This is a genomic window from Amycolatopsis sp. NPDC051371, assembly GCF_040682155.1.
Taxonomy (GTDB): Bacteria; Actinomycetota; Actinomycetes; order Mycobacteriales; family Pseudonocardiaceae; genus Amycolatopsis.
Window position 1 is genome coordinate 13,196 of the sequence record NZ_JBFBAG010000044.1, and the last position, 20,816, is coordinate 34,011.

The window sequence follows — 20,816 nt, forward strand, 5'->3', positions numbered from 1 at the left end:
CCGTGGTTACTGTCGTTGTGCGAAACCGTCTTTCCGTACTGTGAAATCGACGGTGGTTCAATCCTCCCGGAGAAGGGTTCTCGGATGGATCTTGTGGTGCGCGCAGCCCGGGCCGTGACGGCCGAGGGCGAGGTTCCGGCGACCGTCGGTGTCGACGGCGGTCGGATCGTCGCGGTCGAACCGGGCGGCGCTTCGCTGTCCGCGGACCGCGAGCTCGATCTCGGCGACGACGTCGTGCTGCTGCCGGGACTCGTCGACACGCACGTCCACGTCAACGATCCCGGCCGCGCCGAGTGGGAGGGCTTCGAGACGGCGACCCGCGCGGCCGCCGCGGGCGGGGTGACCACGATCGTGGACATGCCGCTCAACAGCCTGCCCCCGACGGTCGACGTCGCGGCGCTCGAGGTCAAGCGCAAGGCGGCGACCGGTCGCGTGCACGTCGACGTCGGGTTCTGGGGCGGCGCGATCCCGGGCAACGCCGGGGATCTGCGCGGCCTGCACGATTCCGGCGTGTTCGGCTTCAAGTGCTTCCTGCTGCATTCGGGCGTCGACGAGTTCCCGCCGCTCGACCCGGCAGGTCTCGACGAAGCGTTGCGGGAGCTGAGTTCCTTCGACGCGCTGATGATCGTCCACGCCGAGGACGCGCACGAGATCGAAGAAGCACCCGAGCCGCACGGCGGTCGCTATGTCGACTTTCTGCAATCCCGGCCGCGCGCGGCGGAGAACCTCGCCATTACGCACGTCATCGAGGCCGCCCGCCGCAACGACGCTCGCGCGCACATCCTGCACTTGTCCTCGGCGGAGGCCCTGCCGCTGGTCGCGGCGGCGCGCCGCGACGGCGTGGCGCTGACGGCCGAGACCTGCCCGCACTACCTCAGCTTCATCGCCGAAGAGATCCGCGACGGCGCGACGCAGTTCAAGTGCTGCCCGCCGATCCGCGAAGCGGCCAACCGCGAGCTGCTTTGGCAGGGGCTCGCCGACGGCGTGATCGATACCGTCGTCAGTGACCATTCGCCGTGCACGCCGGAGCTGAAACGCTTCGACAGCGGCGACTTCGGGCAGGCGTGGGGCGGAATTTCCAGTTTGCAGCTGGGGCTGCCGGCGATCTGGACGCAGGCGCGCCAACGCGGGTTCGCGCTCACCGACGTCGTCCGCTGGATGGCCGAGCGCCCGGCCGCGCAGGCCGGGATGCGCCGCAAGGGGCACCTCGCGGTGGGCTACGACGCCGACTTCTGCGTGTTCGCGCCGGACAAGGCGTTCGTGGTCGACGTCGCGAAACTGAAGCACCGCAACCCGGTCAGCGCGTACGACCGGCGGCCGCTCGCCGGCGTCGTGCGTTCGACCTGGTTGCGAGGCAACGAAATCACCGGCGACGAGCCCCGCGGCGCGTTGCTCACCCGGGGGGACTGCTGAAATGGAGGATGCCGTGTCCGACCGTCCTGAGTGGACAGAACTGCCCGACCTCGCGTCGCGCCGCTTCGGCGGGACGGTGATGTGGGCGACCGACGAGCTGTTCGCCGAGAAGGAGAACCTGGTCAACCCGTGGACGCCGGCGCACCGCGCCGAGACGTTCGGTCCGAAGGGCCAGGTCTACGACGGCTGGGAGACCCGCCGCCACCGCGAACCGGGCGACGACCAGGCCGTGGTGAGGCTCGGCCTGGCCGGCACGATCACCGGCGTCGTCGTCGACACGGCGTTCTTCAAGGGTAACTACCCGCCGTTCGTCTCGGTCGAGGCGGCGTCGGCGCCGGGTTACCCATCGGCGGCGGAACTGTCCGAAGCGGACTGGGACATCGTGGTCGACCGCGCCCCGGCGGCCGGCCACACCGAGAACTTCTACGCGGTCCTCGGTTCGCGCCGGTACACCCACGTGCGGCTGACCCAGCACCCGGACGGCGGGGTGGCGCGCCTGCGCGTGCACGGCACCCCGATCCCGGATCCGGAGTTGCTGGACCTGGACGCGCTCGACCTGGCGGCCCTGGAGAACGGTGCCCTGGTCACCGGCTGCAGCAACAAGTTCTATTCGTCGCCGAACAACGTGCTCTCACCCGGGCTGGCGGCGCACCAGGCCGAGGGCTGGGAGACGGCTCGCCGCCGCGACGACGGCAACGACTGGCTGACGCTGCGCCTGGCCGGCGCGGGGGTCGTCCGGTTCGCCGAGCTGGACACGAGCAACCTCAAGGGCAACGCCCCGGGCTGGGCGTCGGTCAGCGGCCGCGACACGTACGGCGAGTGGGTCACGCTGTTGCCGAAGACCCGGCTGCAGCCGGACACCCGCCACCGTTTCGCGCTGAAGGACGGCCCGGAGATCACGGAGGCCCGCCTGGACATCTACCCGGACGGCGGGCTGGCCAGGCTGCGCCTGTTCGGCCGGCTCACCGAAGCGGGCCGGACCAACGTGAAGGCGCGCTTCTCGAAGACGCGGTGAGGCTGCGCGAGCCGTCGGCCCCGTCTTGGCCGGCGGCTCGCGATCAGCCCGCGTTCGGCCGGTTGAGGTAGGCGGAGGCCAGCGACAGGACGCAAGCGCCGCCGATGATCGCGCTCACCCACCACTCCAGCCCGGCCACGACGCTCCAGACGAAGGCCGCCGCCGCCACCACGGCGACGAGGATGTTCCGGAACTGCAGCGGAGTCGGTTTGGCCATGCCGCCAGCCTCTCACGGTCGCAGGTCGAACCGCCGCGCGCCCAGGAGGAGGCGCTGGGCGCGCTGACATCGGCGTCGTGACGCGCCCGTTCGCCTTCGAGGACAAGCGGTGCGGCAAGCTGGCTGAAGGCAGCATCCAGTCGCTGCGCATCCGGACCGCCGCGCTTGAGAGGGGACGAATCCGGCCCTTCTCGCGCTCGCGGGTGGGTATCGGACCGCTGTGCGCGTGGAGCGGTGTCAGCCGTCTGCGTGTGCCGAGGCCCACGCCAGACTTCCACGCGACCGCTGAGGCGGCAGCAGTCCGAGCGCTCGAAGGCGGCGTCAGACCTCCGCGCGCTCTCCGGGCTCGAGCAGCACGAGCCGGTCGGTGAGGCCGGCCGCCTCGAACTCCTTCCGCAGCGCGTCCGGTCCTTCGCTGAAGTGCTGCCAGCCGCGGAAGTGCAGCGGCACCACCTTCGCCGCGCCGAGCACCTTCGCCGCTTCGGCGGCGTTCGCGCTGGTCAGCGTCAGGGGAGCGCCGTCGAAGAGCGCCGTCCGGGCGGCGCCCGCGAACAGCACCGCGACGTCGACGCGGAACCGCGACGCGATCTCCCGCACCAGCTCGACCGACGCGTTGTCCCCGCTGACGTACACCGTCGGCAGGCCGTCGCCGCTCAGCACGAACCCGGTGACCTCGCCGGTCGTCGGCTCGGCGCCCTCCGGCCCGTGCAGCGCCGGGACGGCGGTGACCGTCAGCCCTCCGACCTGCGTCTCCTCCCACGGCCTCAGCCCCCGCGCGCTCCCACCCAGCCGCTCGGCCCCGCTGGGCGTGACCAGGGTCAGCGGCACCGTCCCGAGGTAGGCCCGGCCCCGGTCGTCCAGGTTGTCGGGGTGCTGGTCGTGGGACAGCAGGACGGCGTCCACCACGCCGACCGCGTCTTCGGTCAGCACCGAGTCCTCGGTCTTGATCAGCACCCGGTCGCCGATCGAGTGATCGCCCGCCACATCGAAGGTCGGGTCGGTGAGGAGCCGGACGCCGCCCAGCTCCAGGAGCGCGGTCGGGCCGCCGGACAAGGTGATCGCCAGGTTCTCGGTCATACCCGGGCCAACAGCGGGAACGGGCGCTCTCTTCCCTAGGGTGCCGACTGCCTCCGGGAGCTGATCACGCCGGTGTTGAACCCGGCCAGGTGCAGCCCGCCCGCGAAGCGCGCGTGCTCGATCTTCACGCACCGGTTCATCACGACGTCCAGCCCGGCCGCCCGCGCCCGGTCGGCCACCGGCTCGTGCCACAGCCCGAGTTGCAGCCACAGCGTCCGCGCGCCGGCGTCGATCACCTCTTCGGCCACCTGGGGCAGGTCGTCGTGCTTCCGGAACACGCTGACCAGGTCCGGTTCTCCCGGTACGTCCTTGAGGGAGGCGTACACCGGTTTCCCGAACAACGTGTCCAGCCGCGGGTTCACGAAGTTCACTTCGTAGCGCGTCGAAGAGAGCAGGTACGTCGCCACGAAGTAGCTGGGCCGAGCCGGGTTGGCGGACGCGCCCACCAGCGTCACCGACTTCGTCCGGTCGAGGATCCCCCGCCGCTCGACGGCTCCCACCGCATGCGTCATCCGGCCACCGCCTTGCTCAGCGCCTGGTCGAGATCCCAGAGGATGTCGTCGACGTCTTCCAGGCCGATCGACAGCCGGATCAGGTCGGGTCCGACACCCGCGGCCGCGAGCTGCTCCTCCGACAGCTGCGCGTGCGTGGTCGACGCCGGGTGGATCACGAGCGTTCGCGCGTCCCCGACGTTCGCCAGGTGTGACAGCAGCTCCACCGATTCGACGAACTTCTCGCCCGAAGCCCGCCCGCCGTCGATGCCGAACGAGAACACCGCGCCCGGCCCGGCGGGCAGGTACTTCTTCGCCAGGTCGTGGTGCGGGTGGGAGGGCAGCCCGGCATAGGACACCCAGGCCACCCGGGGGTCCGCTTCGAGGTACTCGGCGACCGCCCGGGCGTTGGCCACGTGCGCGTCCATCCGCTGCGGGAGCGTCTCGACTCCTTGCAACAGAAGGAAAGCCGAGTGAGGTGACAGGACCGCGCCGATGTCCCGCAGCTGCTCGGCGCGCAGCCGCGTGCAGAACGCGTACTCGCCGAAGTTTTCCCAGTACCTCAGGCCTCCGTAGCTCTCCACGGGTTCGGTCATCCGCGGGAACTTTCCGTTGCCCCAGTCGAACTTCCCGGACTCGACGACGATCCCGCCGAGCGTCGTCCCGTGACCGCCGAGGAACTTCGTCGCCGAATGCAGCACGATGTCGGCGCCGTGCTCGATCGGGCGGCACAGGTACGGCGTCGCCAGCGTCGCGTCCACCACCAGGGGAATGTCATGGGAGTGCGCGAGATCCGCCAGTGCCGCGAGGTCGGCGATGCCGCCGCCGGGATTGCCGATCACCTCGGTGTAGAGCAGCCGGGTCCGGTCGGTGATCGCGGCCGCGTAGTCGTCGATGCCGCCGCTGACGAACGTCGTCTCCACGCCGAACCGCCTGAGCGTACCGGTGAGCTGGGTGACCGTGCCGCCGTAGAGGCCGCTCGCCGACACGATGTGGTCGCCCGCCTCGGTGAGCGCGCTGAAGGTGAGGAACTCCGCGGCCTGCCCGCTCGCGGTGGCGACACCGCCGATGGCGCCTTCGAGGCTGGCGATCCGCTCCTCGAACGCGGCCACGGTCGGGTTCCCGATGCGGCTGTAGATGTTGCCGTACTTCTGCAGCGCGAAGAGGTTCGCCGCGTCGGCGGCGTCCTCGAAGACGAAGCTCGTGGTCTGGTAGATCGGCACGGCCCGCGCGCCGGTCGCCGGATCGGGGGTCCCGCCCGCGTGCAGTGCACGGGTGCGGAAACCCCAGGTGCGTTCACTCATCGGTTCTCACCGTAACCGTCCTCCCCTTCGGATGGCCACGCCTCTCAGGAGATGGGCGTGGACCATTTCGTGCCGCCGAGCGTAGCACGGAATAGAATTCCGTGCGCTACACTCGAAAGCATGAAATGTGCTGCCTGTGGCAAGTCGCTGCCACCTCGGCGTGGAGCTGGCCGAAATCGCCAGTACTGCGACGCCACTTGTCGGAGCGCCGCCCGCCGGCAGCGAGCGCACGTAAAGAATGACTTGACAATCCAGCCGCGTCAATACAGTCTTGACGTCGTGCCGGGAGGGCCCTTGGTCGCGGTCGGAGAGGCGCTGCGGAAAGTCCGTGACGCCGAAGCGACACTGCGGGACGCCGTGGACGCGGCCAGGGCGGCCGGGCACACGTGGCAGGAGATCGGCGACCTGCTGGGCACCAGTCGGCAGGCCGCGTTCCAGCGGTTCGGCCGGCCGGTCGACCCGGCGACGGGAGTGTCCATGACGGAGCTGAAGCCGCCGGACGCGATCCATCGCGCCGAGGGGCTCGTGGCGGAGCTCGTCGGCTGCCAGTGGCACGAGGTACGGCGCGACTTCGACGATCGCATGCAGGCCGCGGTCGGCGAAGACGAGCTGCGGCTCGCCTGGGCTCAGGTGGCCGGATCGGTCGGACGGTACGAGGGGATGGGGCAGCCGTATGCGCGGTCCACAGGCGACTACACGATCGTCCACATGCCGCTGGCCTTCGAGGCCGGCGAGCGGACCGTGCAGGTGACCTACCGGGACGACGGCCAGGTGGCCGGGCTGTGGATCCGGCCGCCCGAAGAGTAGCCGTGACATCAGGGGGAACGATGGAAGCACAGGGGGAGAGATGAAGACAGCGATAGTGGCGGGCGTGCTCGCGGTCCTGGCGCCGCTGGTGGCTCCGGCGGCCCAAGCCGCCGAGGTGCCCACGGCGACGCACCAGCTCGAGTGGGTGGTCGACGCGACCGGGCGCGTCCCGGTTTCCGACGCCGAGGTGCGGGAGCACGTCGCCCAGGTCCTGCTGACCGCCGTGGGCGGCACGGCAGGGGTCAACGGCGCGCTCGCGCAGCTCGGGCCGATCGAGGTGAAACGGATCGTCACCGAGGCCCCGGACCACGTAAAAGCCGCGGTACACGGGACCGCCGACGACTACCTGCTCGACCTCCACGTCGACCAGGCCGGGCTGATCGACGGGCTCGGGGCGAGCCCGGACGACCCGGTACCGGCGTCCTGGCCTGAGGTCGACGCGCAGCTCGCGGCGCTCGGTGCCCGCGTGTCGTTCGGCGCGTCGGAGATCCTCCCGGGCGGGCGTTGCCGGGACGTGCACGGCGTGCGCGACGACGTGCAGCGGCCGTTGGGCTCGGCCTTCAAGCTCTACGTCCTGGGCGCGCTCGGCAAGGCGGTCGCCGAGCACAAGGCGTCCTGGAGCGAGCAACTGGCGATCCGCGACGACTGGAAGAGCCTGCCGTCCGGGGTGCTGCAGAACGAGCCGGCCGGCACGCGGCTCCCGTTGTCCGCCTACGCCGACAAGATGATCTCGATCAGCGACAACACCGCGACCGACCACCTGATCCACCGGCTCGGCCGGGACGCCGTGCAACGGCAGGTCACCGCGTTCGGCAACCAGCGGCCGTCGGCGAACATCCCGTTCCTGACCACGAAGGCGATGTTCCAGCTGAAGGCCACGCAGTACCCGGCTCGCGCGGATGCCTACCTGGCGCTGCCGCGCTGGGCGCGACCCGCGGCGGTCGCCGGGCTGGAACGCCTTCCGCTCACCGGACTCCAGGGCTGGCAGGCGCCCGAGAAGATCGACGACATCGAGTGGTTCGGTTCGCCGGACGACCTGTGCCGGGCGTTCTCCGGGCTGCAGAAGGAGAACCAGCCGGAGATCGGGCACGCGTTGTCGCTGAACGACGGCGGCCTGGGACTCGACCGGGCGAAGTTCCCGGAGGTCTGGTTCAAGGGCGGCAGCGAACCCGGCGTGCTGACCTTGAACTACCTGGCGCGCACCGCGGACGGCCGCTCGCTGGTCACCAGCGTCATGGTGTCGGACCCGGCCGCGCCGCTGAACGAAAACCACGTTGCGGCGCGAGGCATCGCCGTCGCGAAGGGCGCGGTGGCGCTTCTCGCGGCTACGCTTCGCCCGTGACGGTGCGGTGGAGCGTGACGATCGACTGCGCGGAACCCCGCGTGCTGGCGAGGTTCTGGGCGGTGGCCCTCGGCTACATCGAGCGGCCGCCGCCGGCGGGATTCGCGAGCTGGGAAGCGTGGTTCGCGCAGCAGGGCGTGCCCGAGGAGGAGTGGGACGACGGCGCGTTCCTGAGCGATCCGGAAGGCGTGCTGCCGAGCCTGAGCTTCCTCAAGGTGCCGGAAGCGAAGGTCGCGAAGAACCGCCTCCATCTGGACGTGCAGGCCGGCGGCGGGCGCGAGGTTCCGTGGGACACGCGGTGGGAGCGGGTCGTCGAAGCGGTCGCCCGCCTCACCGCGGCGGGCGCGACGGTGCTGCGCGAAGACGAGATGGACGGCCGTCCCGACCACGTCGTGATGGCGGATCCGGAGGGCAACGAGTTCTGCGTGCTCTGAGCTGTCGATCCGGGTGTAGCCAGTTCGTGTAGGTGGTGGGATCCGGGTCACGAAGGAGTGCTCATGACGTTCACCGCGAACGAGATCGACTACCTGCGTTCGCAGCCGCTCGCCCGGGTGGCGACGCTCGGTGCGGAGGAGCAGCCGGACGTCGTCCCGCTCGCGTTCGAGTTCGACGGCGAACACTTCTGGGTCGGTGGCGTCGGCGCGGCGGTGGCGGCGACCCGCAAGTTCCGGAACGTCGCCGCCGGCCGCCGGAAGGTCGCCCTGGTGGTGGACGACCTGGTATCGCTGGAGCCGTTCATCGCCCGGGCGATCCGCGTGTACGGCGTCGCGGACGAGCCCGTGGAACGGACCGGCGTGGTCGGGCCCGGGCGGTACTCGCGGATCACCCCGCGGATTTCGTGGAGCTGGAACATGGCGGGGGAGCCCGTGGACGAGACGTGGTACGAGCCGAGGAGGGCGGTTCATGGGTAGCTGATCAGACCGCCGGGATGATCGAGATCACTCACGGCGTCGCGCGTTCTCGTCACATCGGCCGCTGTCGCGGGGTCTACTGCAAAGACTGCGGCGCGGAAGGAACGGGACACGGTGGACACGCTGACCGAACGGTTCGAGCAGGAGCGGGCGCGGTTGCGGGCGGTCGCCTACCGGATGCTCGGTTCGGCGAGCGAGGCCGACGACGCGCTCCAGGAGGCCTGGCTGCGGTTCGACCGCACCGACACGGGTGAGGTCGAGAACGTCGGCGCGTGGCTGACGACCGTCGTCGCGCGGGTGTGCCTGTCCATGCTCCGGACGCGTCGCAACCACCGTGAGGAGCCTCTCGACGGCCGGCCCGAGCAGGGTGATGACCGCCGGGATCCCGAGCAGGAGGCAGAGCTGGCCGACTCGGTCGGGCTGGCGCTGCTGGTGGTGCTCGACGCGCTGGCGCCGGCCGAGCGGGTCGCGTTCGTGCTGCACGACATGTTCGCCGTGCCGTTCGACGAGATCGCGCCGATGATCGACAAGACCCCGGCCGCGGCCCGGCAGCTCGCGAGCCGGGCCCGGCGGCGGGTGAAGGGCGGCACCGCGGCGGACGCGGGCCTGCCCCGGCGGCGCAAGGTCGTCGAGGCGTTCCTGGCCGCGTCGCGCGGTGGCGACTTCGAAGCGCTGCTCGCGCTGCTCGACCCGGACGTGGTGCTGCACGCGGACCGGTTCGTCGGCCCGAGCCCGGCGCCGGTCGTACTTCGCGGCGTCGAGAACGTGCGGAAGGGCGCGGTGCTGGCCTCCGAACGGGCCCGCGCCAGCGAGCTGGCCCTCGTCGACGGCTCGCCCGGGCTGCTGTGGGTGCAGGAAGGGCGGCTGTCGGTCGTCCTGGCGTTCCAGGTGGACGGCGACCGGATCACCGGCATCGAGGTCATCGCCGACCCGGAGCGGTTGCGCGGGCTGGAGCTGGCCGTCCTCGACTGACGCGCGTCAGCCCAGGGCGGCGCGAAGCCGTGCGTCGCGCTCGGCCGGCGTCTGGCGAGGGCAGCTCACGCACTTCGGGTTGCCGACTTCATAGATCAGGCAGCACGAGGCGCGGCGCACGGCAGGCGTCCGGCCGACGCGCACGAAACGTGGCTTCGGCAGGCCCAAGTCGATCGAGGCCACGAGCGGCTCGGCCAGGGCCATCGCGCGCTCGGGGTCGGGCGTCCACAGCAGCCGGTTGCCGATCGAGTCGGTGGCGACGGCGCCGAGCGCGCGCGCTCGAGCGCCGGTGACGGCGGCGATCGTGGTGATGGCCGCCCCGAGCGCCTCGCCGAAGGCAGCGCCCAGTTCGGGCAGCCCGCCGGCGAGGGGACGGGTGGAGCGGGCGCCGAGGAACCGGCCGTCGGCGAGGAGGTCGATCTCCAGGGCATCGAGGGACGGGTCGGCCAGTGCGGGCCGCGGGGACCGGCCGGTGGGTACCGGGCTCGCGGCGCCCTCCGTCGCGGCGACCAGGCTCTCCAGCGCCGGGGCCACCAGCACCGACGAGAGCGAGTACCACCAGATCGTGCCGAGGACCTCGGGCCGGGCGCAGCCGTAGAGCTTGGCCGCGCCGCCGATGCGGGCGCGTACCCACTCCGCGTCCGCGAGCAGGGTCGCGGGCACGGTCCAGTCGGGCTTCACGTCACCCAGCCTTCCAGACCTCGGCGACCTGGGCTGAGGAGATCGACGACGGCGGCAGAGTATGTGCCGCCCGGTCCGTGAAAAGGAGCGCCTCACAGCCGCCGGTAGGTGGAGACCGTGAACGACACCGTCACCGCTTGGGCCTCGGTCAGCGCGTCCAACCGCGAACGACGGTCGCCGCGATCCAGGTGGAATGCCGTCGGGCCCATCTCCACCGCCTGCCGGATCTGTCGCGGTGTCAGCTGCGCCGTCCGGCGGACCTCCGTCCGGCCGGTGCGGGCGAAGTACTCGCCGAGCGTGCCGTCCAGGCGCTCCTCTTTGCGCTCGTCCACCGACAGCACCAGGTCGCCCAGCTCGCGGAGGTGGTCCGGGGCCGGGGACGCGACCGTCAGCAGGCCGCCGGTGCGCAGCACCCGGTGGAACTCCGGGCCGTTGCGCGGCGCGAAGACGTTCAGCACCGCCGACGCCACCTCGTCGCCCACCGGCCACGGCTCCCACAGGTTCCACACCGCCGCACCCAGGCGCTCGTGGGCGCGGGCCGCGCGTCGCAAGGCCACCGCGGAGACGTCCAAAGCGAGACCGAAAGCCGCAGGAGCCGCCTCCAAAACGTGCGCCAGGTAGTAGCCCGTTCCGGCGCCCGCGTCGATCACCAGCCCATCGGCCTCCGCGCACACGCGGGACAGCTCGTCCGCGAGTGGCCGGTAGGCCTCCGATGCCAGGAAGTCCGCGCGGGCCGCCACCATCGGTGCCGTGTCCGCCGTTCCCGCCGGGATTCGCGCGTGCAACAGGTTCACGTAACCCTGGCGGGCTAGATCGAACGAGTGGCCCTTCAGACAACGCAGTGTGCGATCCGCGGCCTCCAGCGGGGCAGAGCACACCGAACAGCGCAACGCTTCCACGACCCGGGGTGGCAGTGGGTCATTTCCGTGGTCACGCGAGGTCATGGGGATATTCGACCACGACGTAACGCAACCGGACACTCCAGGACACGTCCCGGGAAACCTGGCCGTAACAACCGGGCCCGGACAGTTCACGCGGGCGAAACCTCTCGCGCCGCCTCGTGAAACACCGCGAGCCAAAACTGCCTTCGCAGGACACCCAGGGCACGGGAGGACGATGTGCTGAACGCAGGAGACACCGCATGGGTACTGGCCAGCGCCGCGCTGGTCATGCTCATGACCCCAGGATTGGCGTTCTTCTACGGCGGCATGGTCCGCGCGAAGAGCGTCTTGAACATGCTGATGATGAACTTCATCGCGTTGGCCGTGGTGGGGGTGCTCTGGGCCCTCTACGGCTTCTCGATGTCCTTCGGCGACGACGCCTTCGGCGGCCTCGTCGGCAACTTCCACTTCGCCGGCTTGGAGAACACCTTCGGGAAGCTCGCCGGCTTCGCGGTCGCCGCCACCGACTCGTCGCCCGCTGTCGCCTGGCCCGGCACCGACGCGCTGCCGGTGCTCGCGTTCGTCATGTTCCAGCTGATGTTCGCCATCATCACGCCCGCGCTGATCTCCGGCGCCATCGCCGACCGCGCGAAGTTCTGGGGCTGGACGCTGTTCGTCGTCATCTGGGTGACGGTCGTGTACTTCCCGGTCGCGCACTGGGTGTTCTCGTTCAACGGCTTCGTCGGCGAGAACGCGGTCGGCGGCTGGATCGCCAACAACCTCAAGGCACTCGACTTCGCCGGTGGTACCGCGGTCCACATCAACGCCGGTGCCGCGGGCCTCGCGCTGGCGATCGTGCTCGGCAAGCGCAAGGGCTGGCCGAAGGACACCGGCCGCCCGCACAACGTGCCGTTCGTCCTGCTCGGCGCGAGCCTGCTGTGGTTCGGCTGGTACGGCTTCAACGCCGGTTCGGCGCTGGCCGCCAACGACCTCGCCGCCGTCGCGTTCACCAACACGACCGTCGCCACCGCCGCCGCCGTTCTCGGCTGGCTGATCGTGGAGCAGCTCAAGTTCGGCAAGCCGACCACGCTCGGTGCGGCGTCCGGCGCGGTCGCCGGTCTGGTCGCCATCACCCCGGCGTGTGGTTTCGTGAGCCCGCTCGGGGCGATCGCGATCGGCCTGATCGCCGGTGTCCTCTGCGCGCTGGCCATCTCGCTCAAGTTCAAGTTCGGCTTCGACGACTCGCTCGACGTCGTGGGCGTCCACCTGGTCGGCGGCATCGTCGGCACGCTGCTGATCGGCTTCTTCGGCACCACGAGCGTCAACGCGCTCGGTGCTGACGGTCTCTTCTACGGCGGCGGGTTCACCCAGCTGGGTCGTCAGGCGGCGGCTGCCGGTGCGGTGCTCGCGTACTCCTTCGTCCTGTCCTTCATCATCGGTTTCGCGATCAAGAAGGCGGGCGGCTTCCGCGTCAGCACCGAGGACGAGGTCACCGGTATCGACGAGGCTCAGCACGCGGAGAGCGCGTACGACTTCACCGGGTTGTCCGGCGGTGGCGCACCGTCCACCATCCCGGTCAAGACCGCCCCGGCCGCGAAACTCGAGGAGAGCAAGGCATGAAGCTCATCACGGCGATTGTGAAGCCGTTCACGCTGGACGACGTCCGCTCCGCGCTGGAGCAGCTGGGCGTGCTGGGCATGACGGTCAGCGAGGTCCAGGGCTACGGCCGGCAGAAGGGCCACACCGAGGTCTACCGCGGCGCTGAATACTCGGTGGACTTCGTGGCCAAGCTGAAGATCGAGGTCGTCACCGACGACACCAACGTGGAGAAGGTCCTCGAGGCCATCACCACGGCCGCCCACACCGGCAAGATCGGCGACGGCAAGCTGTGGGTGACCCCGGTCGAGACGGTGATCCGCGTACGGACCGGCGAGCGCGGCACGGACGCTCTCTAGGGCGTCCGGGATGGCCGACGGGGGCGAACTGGTCAAGGCCACCGAGCGTTTGCTCGAGGGCAGGCACGGGAGGCTGGGGGCGTCCGCACTGCGGGCGGCCCTGGTCGACCTCTACGAGTTCTGGCTGGGCAGGGGAGCCTCGGCGGCCGGCGTCGACACCGCGGAACCGGGTGTCGCGCTGGTCGCCGTGGGCGGGCTCGGCCGCCGGGAGCTGGTGCCGTTCTCCGATCTCGACCTGCTGCTGGTGCACAACGGCACCAGCGGCGTCGCCGAGATCGCCGACGCGCTCTGGTATCCCTTGTGGGACGCGAAAGTCGGGCTGGACCACTCGGTCCGCACGCCCGGCGAAGCGTTGAAGGTCGCTTCGGAGGACCTTCGTACGGCCATGGGCCTGCTCGACGCCCGGCACCTGTCCGGGGACGCCGAGCTGACCGGCCGGCTGGTTTCCGCGGCGCGCGACCAGTGGCGCCGCACCGCCCGCAAGCAGATCCCGGACATGACGGCGTCGGTCCGGCAGCGCTGGGCCCGCAGCGGCGAGATCGCGCAGTCCGCCGAACCCGACCTCAAGCACGGGCGGGGCGGGCTGCGGGACTTCGCCGTCCTGGAAGCTCTGGCCGCCGCTCAGCTCATTGCGCGGCCCGGCGAGGAACTCCTTGAAGCCAAGGAGCTCCTGCTCGACGTCCGCACCGAGCTGCGACGCGAAATCCGGCGCGAACGGGACGTCCTGTCCGCGCCGGAGGCCGAGCTGGTGGCCGCCGAACTCGGCTTCGGCGACCGTTTCACCTTGGCCCGCAAACTTTCCGGCGCGGGCCGCACGATCGCGTACGCGCTGGACGTCGCCCTCCGGTCCACTGTGGAGCCGCCGAAACCCCGGTTCGGACGGCGTCCGGCGCGGACCCCGCTCGCCGAAGGCGTCGTGCTGCACGGGAACGAGGTCGCGCTGGCCCGCGACGCCGTCCCGGCGAAGGACCCGGCGCTGCTGCTCCGGGTCGCCGCCGCGTCGGCGCGCACGGGCAAGCCCATCGCGCTCGGCACGCTCAAGGCACTGGCGGAATCGGCGCCCGAGCTGCGGGCGCCGTGGCCGCCCGAGGCGTTGAACGCCCTGGTCGAGTTGCTGGGCGCGGGGGAGGGGCTGGTCGACGCCGTCGAGTCGCTCGACCGGACCGGCCTGTGGGCCCGGTTGTTCCCCGAGTGGGGCGCGGTCCGCGACCTGCCGCCGCGCTCGCCGGTGCACCAGTGGACGGTCGACCGGCACCTCGTGCGCACCTGCGTCGAGGCGGCCAAGCTGACCACCACGGTCTCGCGACCGGACCTGCTGCTGATCGGCGCGCTGCTGCACGACATCGGCAAGGGCCGCGACGTCGACCATTCGGAGCTCGGTGCCAAGATCTCCGCCCAGGTCGCGACGCGGCTCGGGCTGAGCCCGGCGGACGCGGCGACGGTGTCGGCGATGGTCCGCCACCACCTCCTGCTGCCGCACACCGCGACGCGCCGCGACATCAGCGAGCCGGAGACGGTCGCGCGCGTGGTGAAGACCCTGGACAGCGACATCGTCCTGGTCGAGCTGCTGCACGCGCTCACCCAGGCCGACTCGCTGGCCACCGGCCCCGGCGTGTGGACGGACTGGAAGGCGCGGCTGCTCGCCGAGCTCCTCACGGGCTGCGAAGAAGTGTTGCACGGCAAGGGGTTCACCGCACCCGAGCCGATGGACAGCGAGCAGCGCGAGCTCGTCGCCCAGGCCGTGGCTTCGGGCACCGGCGAGATCCGGATCAGCGCGCACGGCAAGGTCGTCACGGTGCTGCTGGCCGTGCCGGCCCGCGCGGAGCTCCTGGCGCCGGCGGCGGGTGTGCTGGCGCTGAACTCCCTCGAAGTGCACTCGGCCGTCCTGCGCGGCCACGACGGCGGACGCGCCGGCGTCTTCACGGCGTCCCCGAAGTTCGGCTCCCTGCCGGACGCGACGTTGCTGCGCGAGCAGTTCGCCCGCGCGGTCGCCGGCACCCTCCCGCTCACCCAGCGCCTGGCGGCGAAGGAACGCGACTACGGCTCGCCGGACGCGGCCCCGGTCGCGCCCAAGGTCCTCTGGTTCGACGACGAGACGAGCGGCCCCGACACGGTGGTCCTCGAGCTGCGCGCCGCCGACCGGATCGGCCTGCTGTTCCGGGTCGCGGGCGCGCTGCGCCGGTGTGACGCGGAGGTCCGCTGGGCGAAGGTCTCGACCTTGGGCGGGGCGGTGGTGGACTCGTTCGCGGTGACACCCCGCGGCGGCCGCATCGAGCCGGGCTGGCGGCGAGAGGTGGAGCAGGCGATCCTGGCCGCGGCTTCGTGAGCGGGCTTGCCTGAGCCGGGCCACCGCCCGGCTCAGGCAAGCTTCATCGGCGCAGCGCGGCGGCCGCAGGCTGACCGAGCCAGCGGTGCAGTGCGTCCGCCAAGCCCGGGCCGCCGGACCACACCACGTAGCCATCGGGCCGGACGAGCCGCGGCTCGGTCCCGGATCGCGTCTCGACCCGGTCGTCCCACCCCGCCGGAAGCGCCGTGCCGACCAGCACGGCGCGGCCGTCGGGTGCGGCCGGAACTTCGGCGCGACCGGTGATCCCGGGGTAGGTCACTCCGATTCCCGAAAGCTCCGAAGCGAGGGCGCGGCGGGCCTCGGGGACGGCCAGCAACCCCGTGACGACCTCCCGCACGGCCGCCGCGTCCGGGTCGGGCACGCCGAGCACCGCCTGGGCGCGGGTGCTGACCAGCACGCGGGCGGCGATCGGGTGGCGCTCGTCGTGGTAGCTGTCGAGCAGGCCGTCCGGTGCGGTGCCGCGGACCGTCGCGGCCAGCTTCCAGCCGAGGTTCACCGCGTCCTGCAGGCCCAGGTTGAGCCCCTGGCCGCCGACCGGGAGGTGGACGTGCGCGGCGTCGCCGGCGAACAGCACCCGGCCGTGGCGGTAGTGCTCCAGCTGCCGGGACGCGTCGCCGAAGCGCGACGCCCAGAGGACCTCGCCCACCTCGATGCCCGGTCCGTGGGCGGTGGTCAGCGCGCGCTGCAGTTCGTCGGCGCCGACCGGCTCGTCGCGGCCGAGCCGTTGCTGTTCCTCGCCGAAGACGATGGTGCGGAAGCGGCCACCGGACAGCGGCAGCAGGTACCCCGACGCCGAAGACGGCAGCTGCCAGGCGTCCGCCAGGCCAGGGGGCTTGGCGGAAAGGGTGAGGTCGGCGACGACCAGTGAGATCCGCGCCGAGCTGCCCGGAAACGCGGCGCCCAGCAGCGTGCGCACCGTGCTGTGCCCGCCGTCGGCGGCGACGAGCCAGCCGGCCCGGTGGTCGCGCCCGCCCGCCGTGACGGTGACACCCTCGTCGTCCTGCACCACGGCGGTGACGGCCGCGTCACGGAGCACCGGAGTGCGCAGCCGCGCCTCGATCGCCGCCGCGACGTGGGCCTGCTCCACGCCGAGCTGGTACGGGAAGCGCGTCGGCAGGTCGGTGTAGTCGATCGGGAGGCCCGAGAAGTGGCCGCCGGGCAGCTTGGCCTGCACGTGGGGCTCGATGGCGGCGAGCAGGCCGCGGTCGGCCAGCACCTCGACCGAGCGGGGCTGCAGGCCGAGGGCCTTCGATTGCGTGGCCGGTCGGGCGTCGCGTTCCAGGACCAGCACGTCGAGCCCGGCGCGCTCCAGCTCGAACGCGGTCAGCAGGCCCGTGGGGCCGGCGCCCGCGACCAGGACGTCAGGCATCGAGGTTTTCCTTGCGGAGGTACCAGACGTGCCAGACGATCAGCGCGGCCAGCATGGCGAACCACTGCACGGTGGTGACCAGGGAGATGAGGTCGATCGGCAGGGTGTAGACGAGCACGATGTGTGCCACGGCGCTGACGACCAGCACGCCACCCCACGCGGCCGTGTTGATGCGCAGGCCGCGGCGGAAGCGGGCGTCGGTGTCCCAGCGGGACGCCCACGCGGCCGCGCCCTCGGCACCGCGCTTGACCTCGGCGATCGTGCGGCCCAGCGTCAGCTGCGCCGGGCGGCCGATGAACACCGTGATCAGCATCCACGCGCCGAACAGGCCGCCCAGCGCGGCGGTCCACCCCTCGCGGATCGCCAGCGTGCGCGGGTCGTCCGAGAGCAGGCCGAGGACGACCGACAGCACCAGGACGCTCAGCGTGACCAGGGCGACGAGGTCGATCTTGCGGTTGCGGGCGACGGTCCACAGCACGTACGGCGCGGCCACCAGGACGCCGGCCATCAGCGCCCACCACTGGCTCACGCCGGCGATGCGCAGGCCGTAGAACAGCGCCATCGGCACGATCACTTCGAACACGACGTTCAGCACGTTCGCGCGGACCACCCGGCGCAGGCCGGCGTCGGGTGCGGGTTTTTCGTCGATCATCATTCGGGTTCCCCAGTGGATTCGGGTGCGGTCGCCCGCACGTAGAGGTCGGCGAGTTCGCGGCCGATGCGCGTGAGCTCGGTGGGTTGCAGCCCGGCCGCGGCCGCCGTGGCGACGACGGCGTCGAGGCCCGAGGTGAGGGCGAGCGCCGTGATCCGGGCGTCGAGCGGGCCGAACGCGCCCGCCGCGTGCCCGGTGCGGAAGTGCTCTTCGAACAACGCGAGCCGTCCGTTGACGCCGGCGCTCTGCGAGCCGGCGTTCTTCACCAGGTCGATCAGCGCGCGGACTTCGGCCGGGTGCTCGCCGACGAGTTCGACGTTCGCTTCGACGAAGGCGCGCAGCTGCGCGACGTGCCCGACGGCGGCGTCGATGCGCGGCTGCATGAACGCCCCGGTGATCTCTTCGATCTCCGTGACGCACGCCGCGAGCAGGTCGTCCTTGCCCGCGAAGTGGTAGCTGATCATGCCGGTGCTCGACAGGCCCGCCTGCTTCGCGATCCGGCTGAACGACGCCTTCGCGAAGCCCTCCTCGGCGATCACTTCGATCGCCGCCCGCACGATCTGGGCCCGCCGGCCGGACTCGGTGAACGTTCTTGCTCGCATGAGCAAAATCTAGCTCGCTCAAGCAAAAACGACAAGTCGCCTGGTCAGAGCGGTGAAGCAGGGGAGTGGGTCAGGCGGTGGCGGTGCCGTCGACGACCCGGTTGCGGCCCGCGTCCTTGGCCCGGTACAGGGCCTTGTCCGCGGCCTGCAGCAGGCGCTCGACGGCCGTGCCGCCGTCCGGGTACGTCGCCACACCGATCGACGCGGAGAGGGCGTCGACGACGCGGATGCGACTGCCGTCCTCGTACTCGACCTTGAGGCTTTCGATCGCCGACCGGACGCGCTCGGCCACCGCGAGCACCGCCGCCGGGCCGATGTCCGGCAGCAGGACCACGAACTCTTCGCCGCCGAAGCGGCCGACCGAGTCGTAGTCGCGGACCGCGCTCTTGATCGTCGCCGCGACCGCGCGCAGCACCGTGTCACCCGCCAGGTGACCGTGCTCGTCGTTGATCAGCTTGAAGTAGTCCAGGTCGATCATCAGCACGCCGAACGTGCTTCGCGAGCTGCGCTGGGCACGGGCCAGTTCGCGGGAAGCGAGCAGGTGCCACCCGGTCGTGTTGAACAGGCCCGTCTTCTCGTCGGTCGTCGCGGCGATCTCCAGCTGCTTGATCAGCACCGCCCGGTGCAGCACCAGCAGCGGCGGCACGATCGCGACGGCGAGCGCGGGGAGCGTCGCCAGCGTCAACGCCGTGAGCAGGCCCAGGCAGAGCGTCGCGACCTCGAGGAGGTTGTCGCCGAGACCGCCGAAGAACGCCTTGATCGTGCGCTTGGTGATCGTCAGCGCCGGGACGATCGTGATCGCCGCGACCAGGAAGTACGTCACCGCGGCGAGCGCGATGGCCGTGACGCCGCGCCAGCCCGACGTCAGCGCCGCGTACATGTCACCGACGCCGAGCCGGGCGAGCACGAACTCGGCCGAGTAGCAGGTGATGACGACCAGTGTCGCGTTCAGCGTGGTCCGGAACGGCGGGACGCGCTTCATCCGCGCGAGGCTGCGCGTCGCCAGGTGCAGGTAGAGGACGGCGATCAGGGCCGTGACGAGCGCGGGCGGCAGGAGCAGCACGCCGGCGAACGTCCAGACCGATGTCAGGTTGATGTGCGGGGTGTCGGACACCAGCCGCCGGACGCGCTCGATCTGCCGGCCGAGCTCCGCCTGCAGCACGCCGAGGACGGCGAGGACACCGAAGACGACGAGATCCCACCCGTGGACGGGTACGGCGGAGGCGGTCCAGACGGTGGCCGCGAGCGCCACGGACTCGACGAGGAAACAGTAGAAGATCAGCGACCCGCGCTGCCGCCAGAGGGTCCAGTGAGCAGGGAAAAGCGCCCCACGGATCCGGCCCACGCGGGGTTCGGCCGGACGGGCGCCGTCCATACTCAAGGCGGGTGCAACTCCCCTGGGTGATCCGACGATCCGCGTCCACTTCACCACATCGGGCGACCTCGATCGACGATTGCCACACGTTCGGAGCAGCGAAGGGAGGTCGCCATGCGCAACCGCGAGTCCTGACGCCCCGGCCGATGTCGGCGCCGACGCCGGAGGGAGGCCGTCATGCGCAACCGCGAGTCCTGAGCCGCCGAAGCCCTGCTGGAGCGCCCGAGAGGAGACGTGCCGTGCGCAATCGCGAGTCCTGAACCCAGGCCTGCCTGCAACTACGTGCGAGAGGAGAGCCCCGTGCGCAACCGCGAGTCCTGAACCAGCGCCTGCCTGCCACCACGTCCGGGAGGAGAGCCCTGTGCGCAACCGCGAGTCCTGAAGCCCGCCCCCGCCCGTCACGACGTCTGGAAGGAGACGTGCCGTGCGCAACCGCGAGTCCTGAACCCACACCCACCCGTCACGACGTCCGGAAGGAGACGCGCCGTGCGCAACCGCGAGTCCTGACCTCACCGAACACCCGGTCCGTCCAGCAGGAGAGGGGAAACGTCACCATGCGCAACCGTGAGTCGTGAACTCCCGCCGGAGCACCTCCGGCCGACCCCCAGTACCCGCGGGCCCGGGTGGGGCCGCTCAGGCGGTCGCGCCGCCGTCGACCACCAGGTCGTGCCCCACGGTGAAGGCCGCTTCGTCCGAAGCCAGCCACAGCACCGCGGCGGCCACCTCGGCGGTGGCCCCCACCCGGCCCAGCGGGATCGCGTCCTTCAGCCGCGCGGCGCGGTCCGCGTCCGTCTCGCCGGGCCGCAGCGACATGTCCGTGTCGGTCGCCCCCGGGCTGACCGCGTTGATGCGGACGCCGTCGGCGATGTGGTCGCGCGCCGCCGTGCGGCTCAGCGCGCTTACGGCGGCCTTCGACGCCCCGTAGGCCGCCATGTTCGGTAGCCGCCCGTGCGCGCCGATGTTCGACGCGATGGTGACGATCGCGCCGCCGCCGTGCGCCCGCATGTGCGCGACCTCGTGCTTCAGGCACAGCCAGGTGCCGGTGAGGTTCGTGCCGATCACCGCGCCGAAGTCGTCCTCGTCGAGGTCCGCCACCGGCGCCGGCGACCCGAGGACGCCCGCATTGTTGACCGCGACGTGCAGCCCTCCGTGCCGCTCGACGACGGTGGAGACCATCCGCGCCACGTCCGCCGAGTCGGTGATGTCCACGGTCACCGCGCTCGCCGCGTCGCCGATTTCCTTCACCGCGGACGCGAGCCGCTGCTCGTCCCGGCCCGCGACGACGACCGTCGCGCCCTCGGCGGCGAACGCCTTCGCCGTCGTCAGCCCGATGCCCGAGCCACCGCCGGTCACCAGGACGATCTTGCCTTCGAACCGTGCCCCCATGTCATCCTTCTTTCTGGTC

21 protein-coding genes are annotated in these 20,816 nt (G+C 71.4%); 10 read left to right on the forward strand and 11 right to left on the reverse strand.

Annotation, left to right across the window (positions count from 1 at the left end):
• The first annotated feature begins 84 nt into the window (after window positions 1-84).
• Complete coding sequence (gene allB, locus AB0M59_RS40170) at window positions 85-1,413, forward strand: allantoinase AllB (RefSeq protein ID WP_364626250.1); 1,329 nt, start codon at window positions 85-87, stop codon at window positions 1,411-1,413.
• Between the two features lies 1 nt (window position 1,414).
• Window positions 1,415-2,428 (forward strand): allantoicase, encoded by a 1,014-nt coding sequence (alc, locus tag AB0M59_RS40175; protein WP_364626253.1) that lies wholly within the window; start codon window positions 1,415-1,417, stop codon window positions 2,426-2,428.
• Window positions 2,429-2,471: 43 nt separating this feature from the next.
• On the opposite strand, the gene AB0M59_RS40180 is transcribed toward alc, so the two are convergent.
• The 4 genes from AB0M59_RS40180 to AB0M59_RS40195 form a co-directional block, all read right to left on the reverse strand.
• Window positions 2,472-2,645: a hypothetical protein gene (locus tag AB0M59_RS40180; protein ID WP_364626256.1), complete on the reverse strand. Its 174-nt coding sequence runs from the start codon at window positions 2,643-2,645 to the stop codon at window positions 2,472-2,474.
• Between the two features lie 321 nt (window positions 2,646-2,966).
• Window positions 2,967-3,722 carry an MBL fold metallo-hydrolase gene (locus AB0M59_RS40185; RefSeq protein ID WP_364626259.1) on the reverse strand — a complete coding sequence of 252 codons (756 nt, stop codon included), beginning with the start codon at window positions 3,720-3,722 and terminating at the stop codon, window positions 2,967-2,969.
• Window positions 3,723-3,757: 35 nt separating this feature from the next.
• A complete protein-coding gene (locus AB0M59_RS40190) occupies window positions 3,758-4,234 on the reverse strand; it encodes a CoA-binding protein (RefSeq protein WP_364626262.1) in 477 nt (158 codons plus the stop codon).
• On the reverse strand, window positions 4,231-5,517 hold the full coding sequence (locus tag AB0M59_RS40195; protein WP_364626264.1) for an O-acetylhomoserine aminocarboxypropyltransferase/cysteine synthase family protein: 1,287 nt from the start codon (window positions 5,515-5,517) through the stop codon (window positions 4,231-4,233). Before AB0M59_RS40195 ends, AB0M59_RS40190 begins: the two co-directional genes overlap by 4 nt.
• A 294-nt stretch (window positions 5,518-5,811) precedes the next feature.
• Here AB0M59_RS40195 and AB0M59_RS40200 point away from each other — a divergent pair, with 294 nt between their 5' ends.
• From AB0M59_RS40200 to AB0M59_RS40220, 5 genes are all read left to right on the forward strand, one after another.
• Complete coding sequence (locus tag AB0M59_RS40200) at window positions 5,812-6,324, forward strand: DUF3887 domain-containing protein (protein ID WP_364626267.1); 513 nt, start codon at window positions 5,812-5,814, stop codon at window positions 6,322-6,324.
• 40 nt (window positions 6,325-6,364) lie between these two features.
• On the forward strand, window positions 6,365-7,666 hold the full coding sequence (locus AB0M59_RS40205) for a serine hydrolase (protein ID WP_364626270.1): 1,302 nt from the start codon (window positions 6,365-6,367) through the stop codon (window positions 7,664-7,666).
• The gene (locus AB0M59_RS40210; protein WP_364626273.1) at window positions 7,663-8,100 is read left to right on the forward strand and encodes a VOC family protein; all 438 of its coding nucleotides are present in this window, start codon (window positions 7,663-7,665) and stop codon (window positions 8,098-8,100) included. Before AB0M59_RS40205 ends, AB0M59_RS40210 begins: the two co-directional genes overlap by 4 nt.
• Before the next feature lie 63 nt (window positions 8,101-8,163).
• Window positions 8,164-8,577 (forward strand): PPOX class F420-dependent oxidoreductase, encoded by a 414-nt coding sequence (locus AB0M59_RS40215; protein ID WP_364626276.1) that lies wholly within the window; start codon window positions 8,164-8,166, stop codon window positions 8,575-8,577.
• Between the two features lie 114 nt (window positions 8,578-8,691).
• The gene (locus tag AB0M59_RS40220) at window positions 8,692-9,549 is read left to right on the forward strand and encodes a sigma-70 family RNA polymerase sigma factor (RefSeq protein ID WP_364626279.1); all 858 of its coding nucleotides are present in this window, start codon (window positions 8,692-8,694) and stop codon (window positions 9,547-9,549) included.
• Window positions 9,550-9,555: 6 nt separating this feature from the next.
• Here the strand turns inward: AB0M59_RS40220 and AB0M59_RS40225 are convergent, their stop codons facing one another.
• The gene (locus AB0M59_RS40225; protein ID WP_364626282.1) at window positions 9,556-10,230 is read right to left on the reverse strand and encodes a (2Fe-2S)-binding protein; all 675 of its coding nucleotides are present in this window, start codon (window positions 10,228-10,230) and stop codon (window positions 9,556-9,558) included.
• A gap of 92 nt (window positions 10,231-10,322) precedes the next feature.
• Window positions 10,323-11,174: a putative RNA methyltransferase gene (locus AB0M59_RS40230; RefSeq protein ID WP_364626284.1), complete on the reverse strand. Its 852-nt coding sequence runs from the start codon at window positions 11,172-11,174 to the stop codon at window positions 10,323-10,325.
• Between the two features lie 174 nt (window positions 11,175-11,348).
• On the opposite strand from AB0M59_RS40230, the gene AB0M59_RS40235 reads away from it, so the two are divergent.
• Genes AB0M59_RS40235 through AB0M59_RS40245 form a run of 3 tightly spaced genes read left to right on the forward strand, consistent with a single transcriptional unit; the run spans window position 11,349 to window position 15,392 of the window.
• The gene (locus AB0M59_RS40235) at window positions 11,349-12,731 is read left to right on the forward strand and encodes an ammonium transporter (RefSeq protein WP_364626287.1); all 1,383 of its coding nucleotides are present in this window, start codon (window positions 11,349-11,351) and stop codon (window positions 12,729-12,731) included.
• Complete coding sequence (locus tag AB0M59_RS40240; RefSeq protein ID WP_086855863.1) at window positions 12,728-13,066, forward strand: P-II family nitrogen regulator; 339 nt, start codon at window positions 12,728-12,730, stop codon at window positions 13,064-13,066. Before AB0M59_RS40235 ends, AB0M59_RS40240 begins: the two co-directional genes overlap by 4 nt.
• A gap of 10 nt (window positions 13,067-13,076) precedes the next feature.
• A complete protein-coding gene (locus AB0M59_RS40245) occupies window positions 13,077-15,392 on the forward strand; it encodes a [protein-PII] uridylyltransferase (RefSeq protein ID WP_364626289.1) in 2,316 nt (771 codons plus the stop codon).
• 43 nt (window positions 15,393-15,435) lie between these two features.
• Here AB0M59_RS40245 and AB0M59_RS40250 read toward each other — a convergent pair whose 3' ends face one another.
• The 5 genes from AB0M59_RS40250 to AB0M59_RS40270 form a co-directional block, all read right to left on the reverse strand.
• Window positions 15,436-16,782 (reverse strand): FAD-dependent oxidoreductase, encoded by a 1,347-nt coding sequence (locus AB0M59_RS40250; RefSeq protein WP_364626291.1) that lies wholly within the window; start codon window positions 16,780-16,782, stop codon window positions 15,436-15,438.
• The gene (locus tag AB0M59_RS40255; RefSeq protein WP_364626294.1) at window positions 16,775-17,437 is read right to left on the reverse strand and encodes a VC0807 family protein; all 663 of its coding nucleotides are present in this window, start codon (window positions 17,435-17,437) and stop codon (window positions 16,775-16,777) included. Before AB0M59_RS40255 ends, AB0M59_RS40250 begins: the two co-directional genes overlap by 8 nt.
• Window positions 17,434-18,036 (reverse strand): TetR/AcrR family transcriptional regulator, encoded by a 603-nt coding sequence (locus AB0M59_RS40260; RefSeq protein ID WP_364626297.1) that lies wholly within the window; start codon window positions 18,034-18,036, stop codon window positions 17,434-17,436. The genes AB0M59_RS40255 and AB0M59_RS40260 overlap by 4 nt, the downstream gene beginning before the upstream one ends.
• 70 nt (window positions 18,037-18,106) lie before the next feature.
• Window positions 18,107-19,411: a GGDEF domain-containing protein gene (locus AB0M59_RS40265; RefSeq protein ID WP_364626465.1), complete on the reverse strand. Its 1,305-nt coding sequence runs from the start codon at window positions 19,409-19,411 to the stop codon at window positions 18,107-18,109.
• A 633-nt stretch (window positions 19,412-20,044) separates the two neighbouring features.
• A complete protein-coding gene (locus AB0M59_RS40270) occupies window positions 20,045-20,797 on the reverse strand; it encodes a glucose 1-dehydrogenase (RefSeq protein ID WP_364626299.1) in 753 nt (250 codons plus the stop codon).
• Window positions 20,798-20,816: the final 19 nt, after the last annotated feature.

What these genes read in the sequence shown, in the direction of transcription:
- AB0M59_RS40250 (WP_364626291.1), bottom strand. Translation starts at nt 16,782, where the DNA reads ATGCCTGACGTCCTGGTCGCGGGCGCCGGCCCCACGGGCCTGCTGACC.
- AB0M59_RS40270 (WP_364626299.1), bottom strand. Translation starts at nt 20,797, where the DNA reads ATGGGGGCACGGTTCGAAGGCAAGATCGTCCTGGTGACCGGCGGTGGC.
- AB0M59_RS40260 (WP_364626297.1), bottom strand. Translation starts at nt 18,036, where the DNA reads ATGCGAGCAAGAACGTTCACCGAGTCCGGCCGGCGGGCCCAGATCGTG.
- AB0M59_RS40230 (WP_364626284.1), bottom strand. Translation starts at nt 11,174, where the DNA reads ATGACCTCGCGTGACCACGGAAATGACCCACTGCCACCCCGGGTCGTG.
- AB0M59_RS40245 (WP_364626289.1), top strand. Translation starts at nt 13,077, where the DNA reads ATGGCCGACGGGGGCGAACTGGTCAAGGCCACCGAGCGTTTGCTCGAG.
- AB0M59_RS40215 (WP_364626276.1), top strand. Translation starts at nt 8,164, where the DNA reads ATGACGTTCACCGCGAACGAGATCGACTACCTGCGTTCGCAGCCGCTC.
- AB0M59_RS40190 (WP_364626262.1), bottom strand. Translation starts at nt 4,234, where the DNA reads ATGACGCATGCGGTGGGAGCCGTCGAGCGGCGGGGGATCCTCGACCGG.
- AB0M59_RS40240 (WP_086855863.1), top strand. Translation starts at nt 12,728, where the DNA reads ATGAAGCTCATCACGGCGATTGTGAAGCCGTTCACGCTGGACGACGTC.
- AB0M59_RS40255 (WP_364626294.1), bottom strand. Translation starts at nt 17,437, where the DNA reads ATGATGATCGACGAAAAACCCGCACCCGACGCCGGCCTGCGCCGGGTG.
- AB0M59_RS40265 (WP_364626465.1), bottom strand. Translation starts at nt 19,411, where the DNA reads ATGGACGGCGCCCGTCCGGCCGAACCCCGCGTGGGCCGGATCCGTGGG.
- AB0M59_RS40205 (WP_364626270.1), top strand. Translation starts at nt 6,365, where the DNA reads ATGAAGACAGCGATAGTGGCGGGCGTGCTCGCGGTCCTGGCGCCGCTG.
- AB0M59_RS40185 (WP_364626259.1), bottom strand. Translation starts at nt 3,722, where the DNA reads ATGACCGAGAACCTGGCGATCACCTTGTCCGGCGGCCCGACCGCGCTC.
- alc (WP_364626253.1), top strand. Translation starts at nt 1,415, where the DNA reads ATGGAGGATGCCGTGTCCGACCGTCCTGAGTGGACAGAACTGCCCGAC.
- AB0M59_RS40195 (WP_364626264.1), bottom strand. Translation starts at nt 5,517, where the DNA reads ATGAGTGAACGCACCTGGGGTTTCCGCACCCGTGCACTGCACGCGGGC.
- AB0M59_RS40180 (WP_364626256.1), bottom strand. Translation starts at nt 2,645, where the DNA reads ATGGCCAAACCGACTCCGCTGCAGTTCCGGAACATCCTCGTCGCCGTG.
- allB (WP_364626250.1), top strand. Translation starts at nt 85, where the DNA reads ATGGATCTTGTGGTGCGCGCAGCCCGGGCCGTGACGGCCGAGGGCGAG.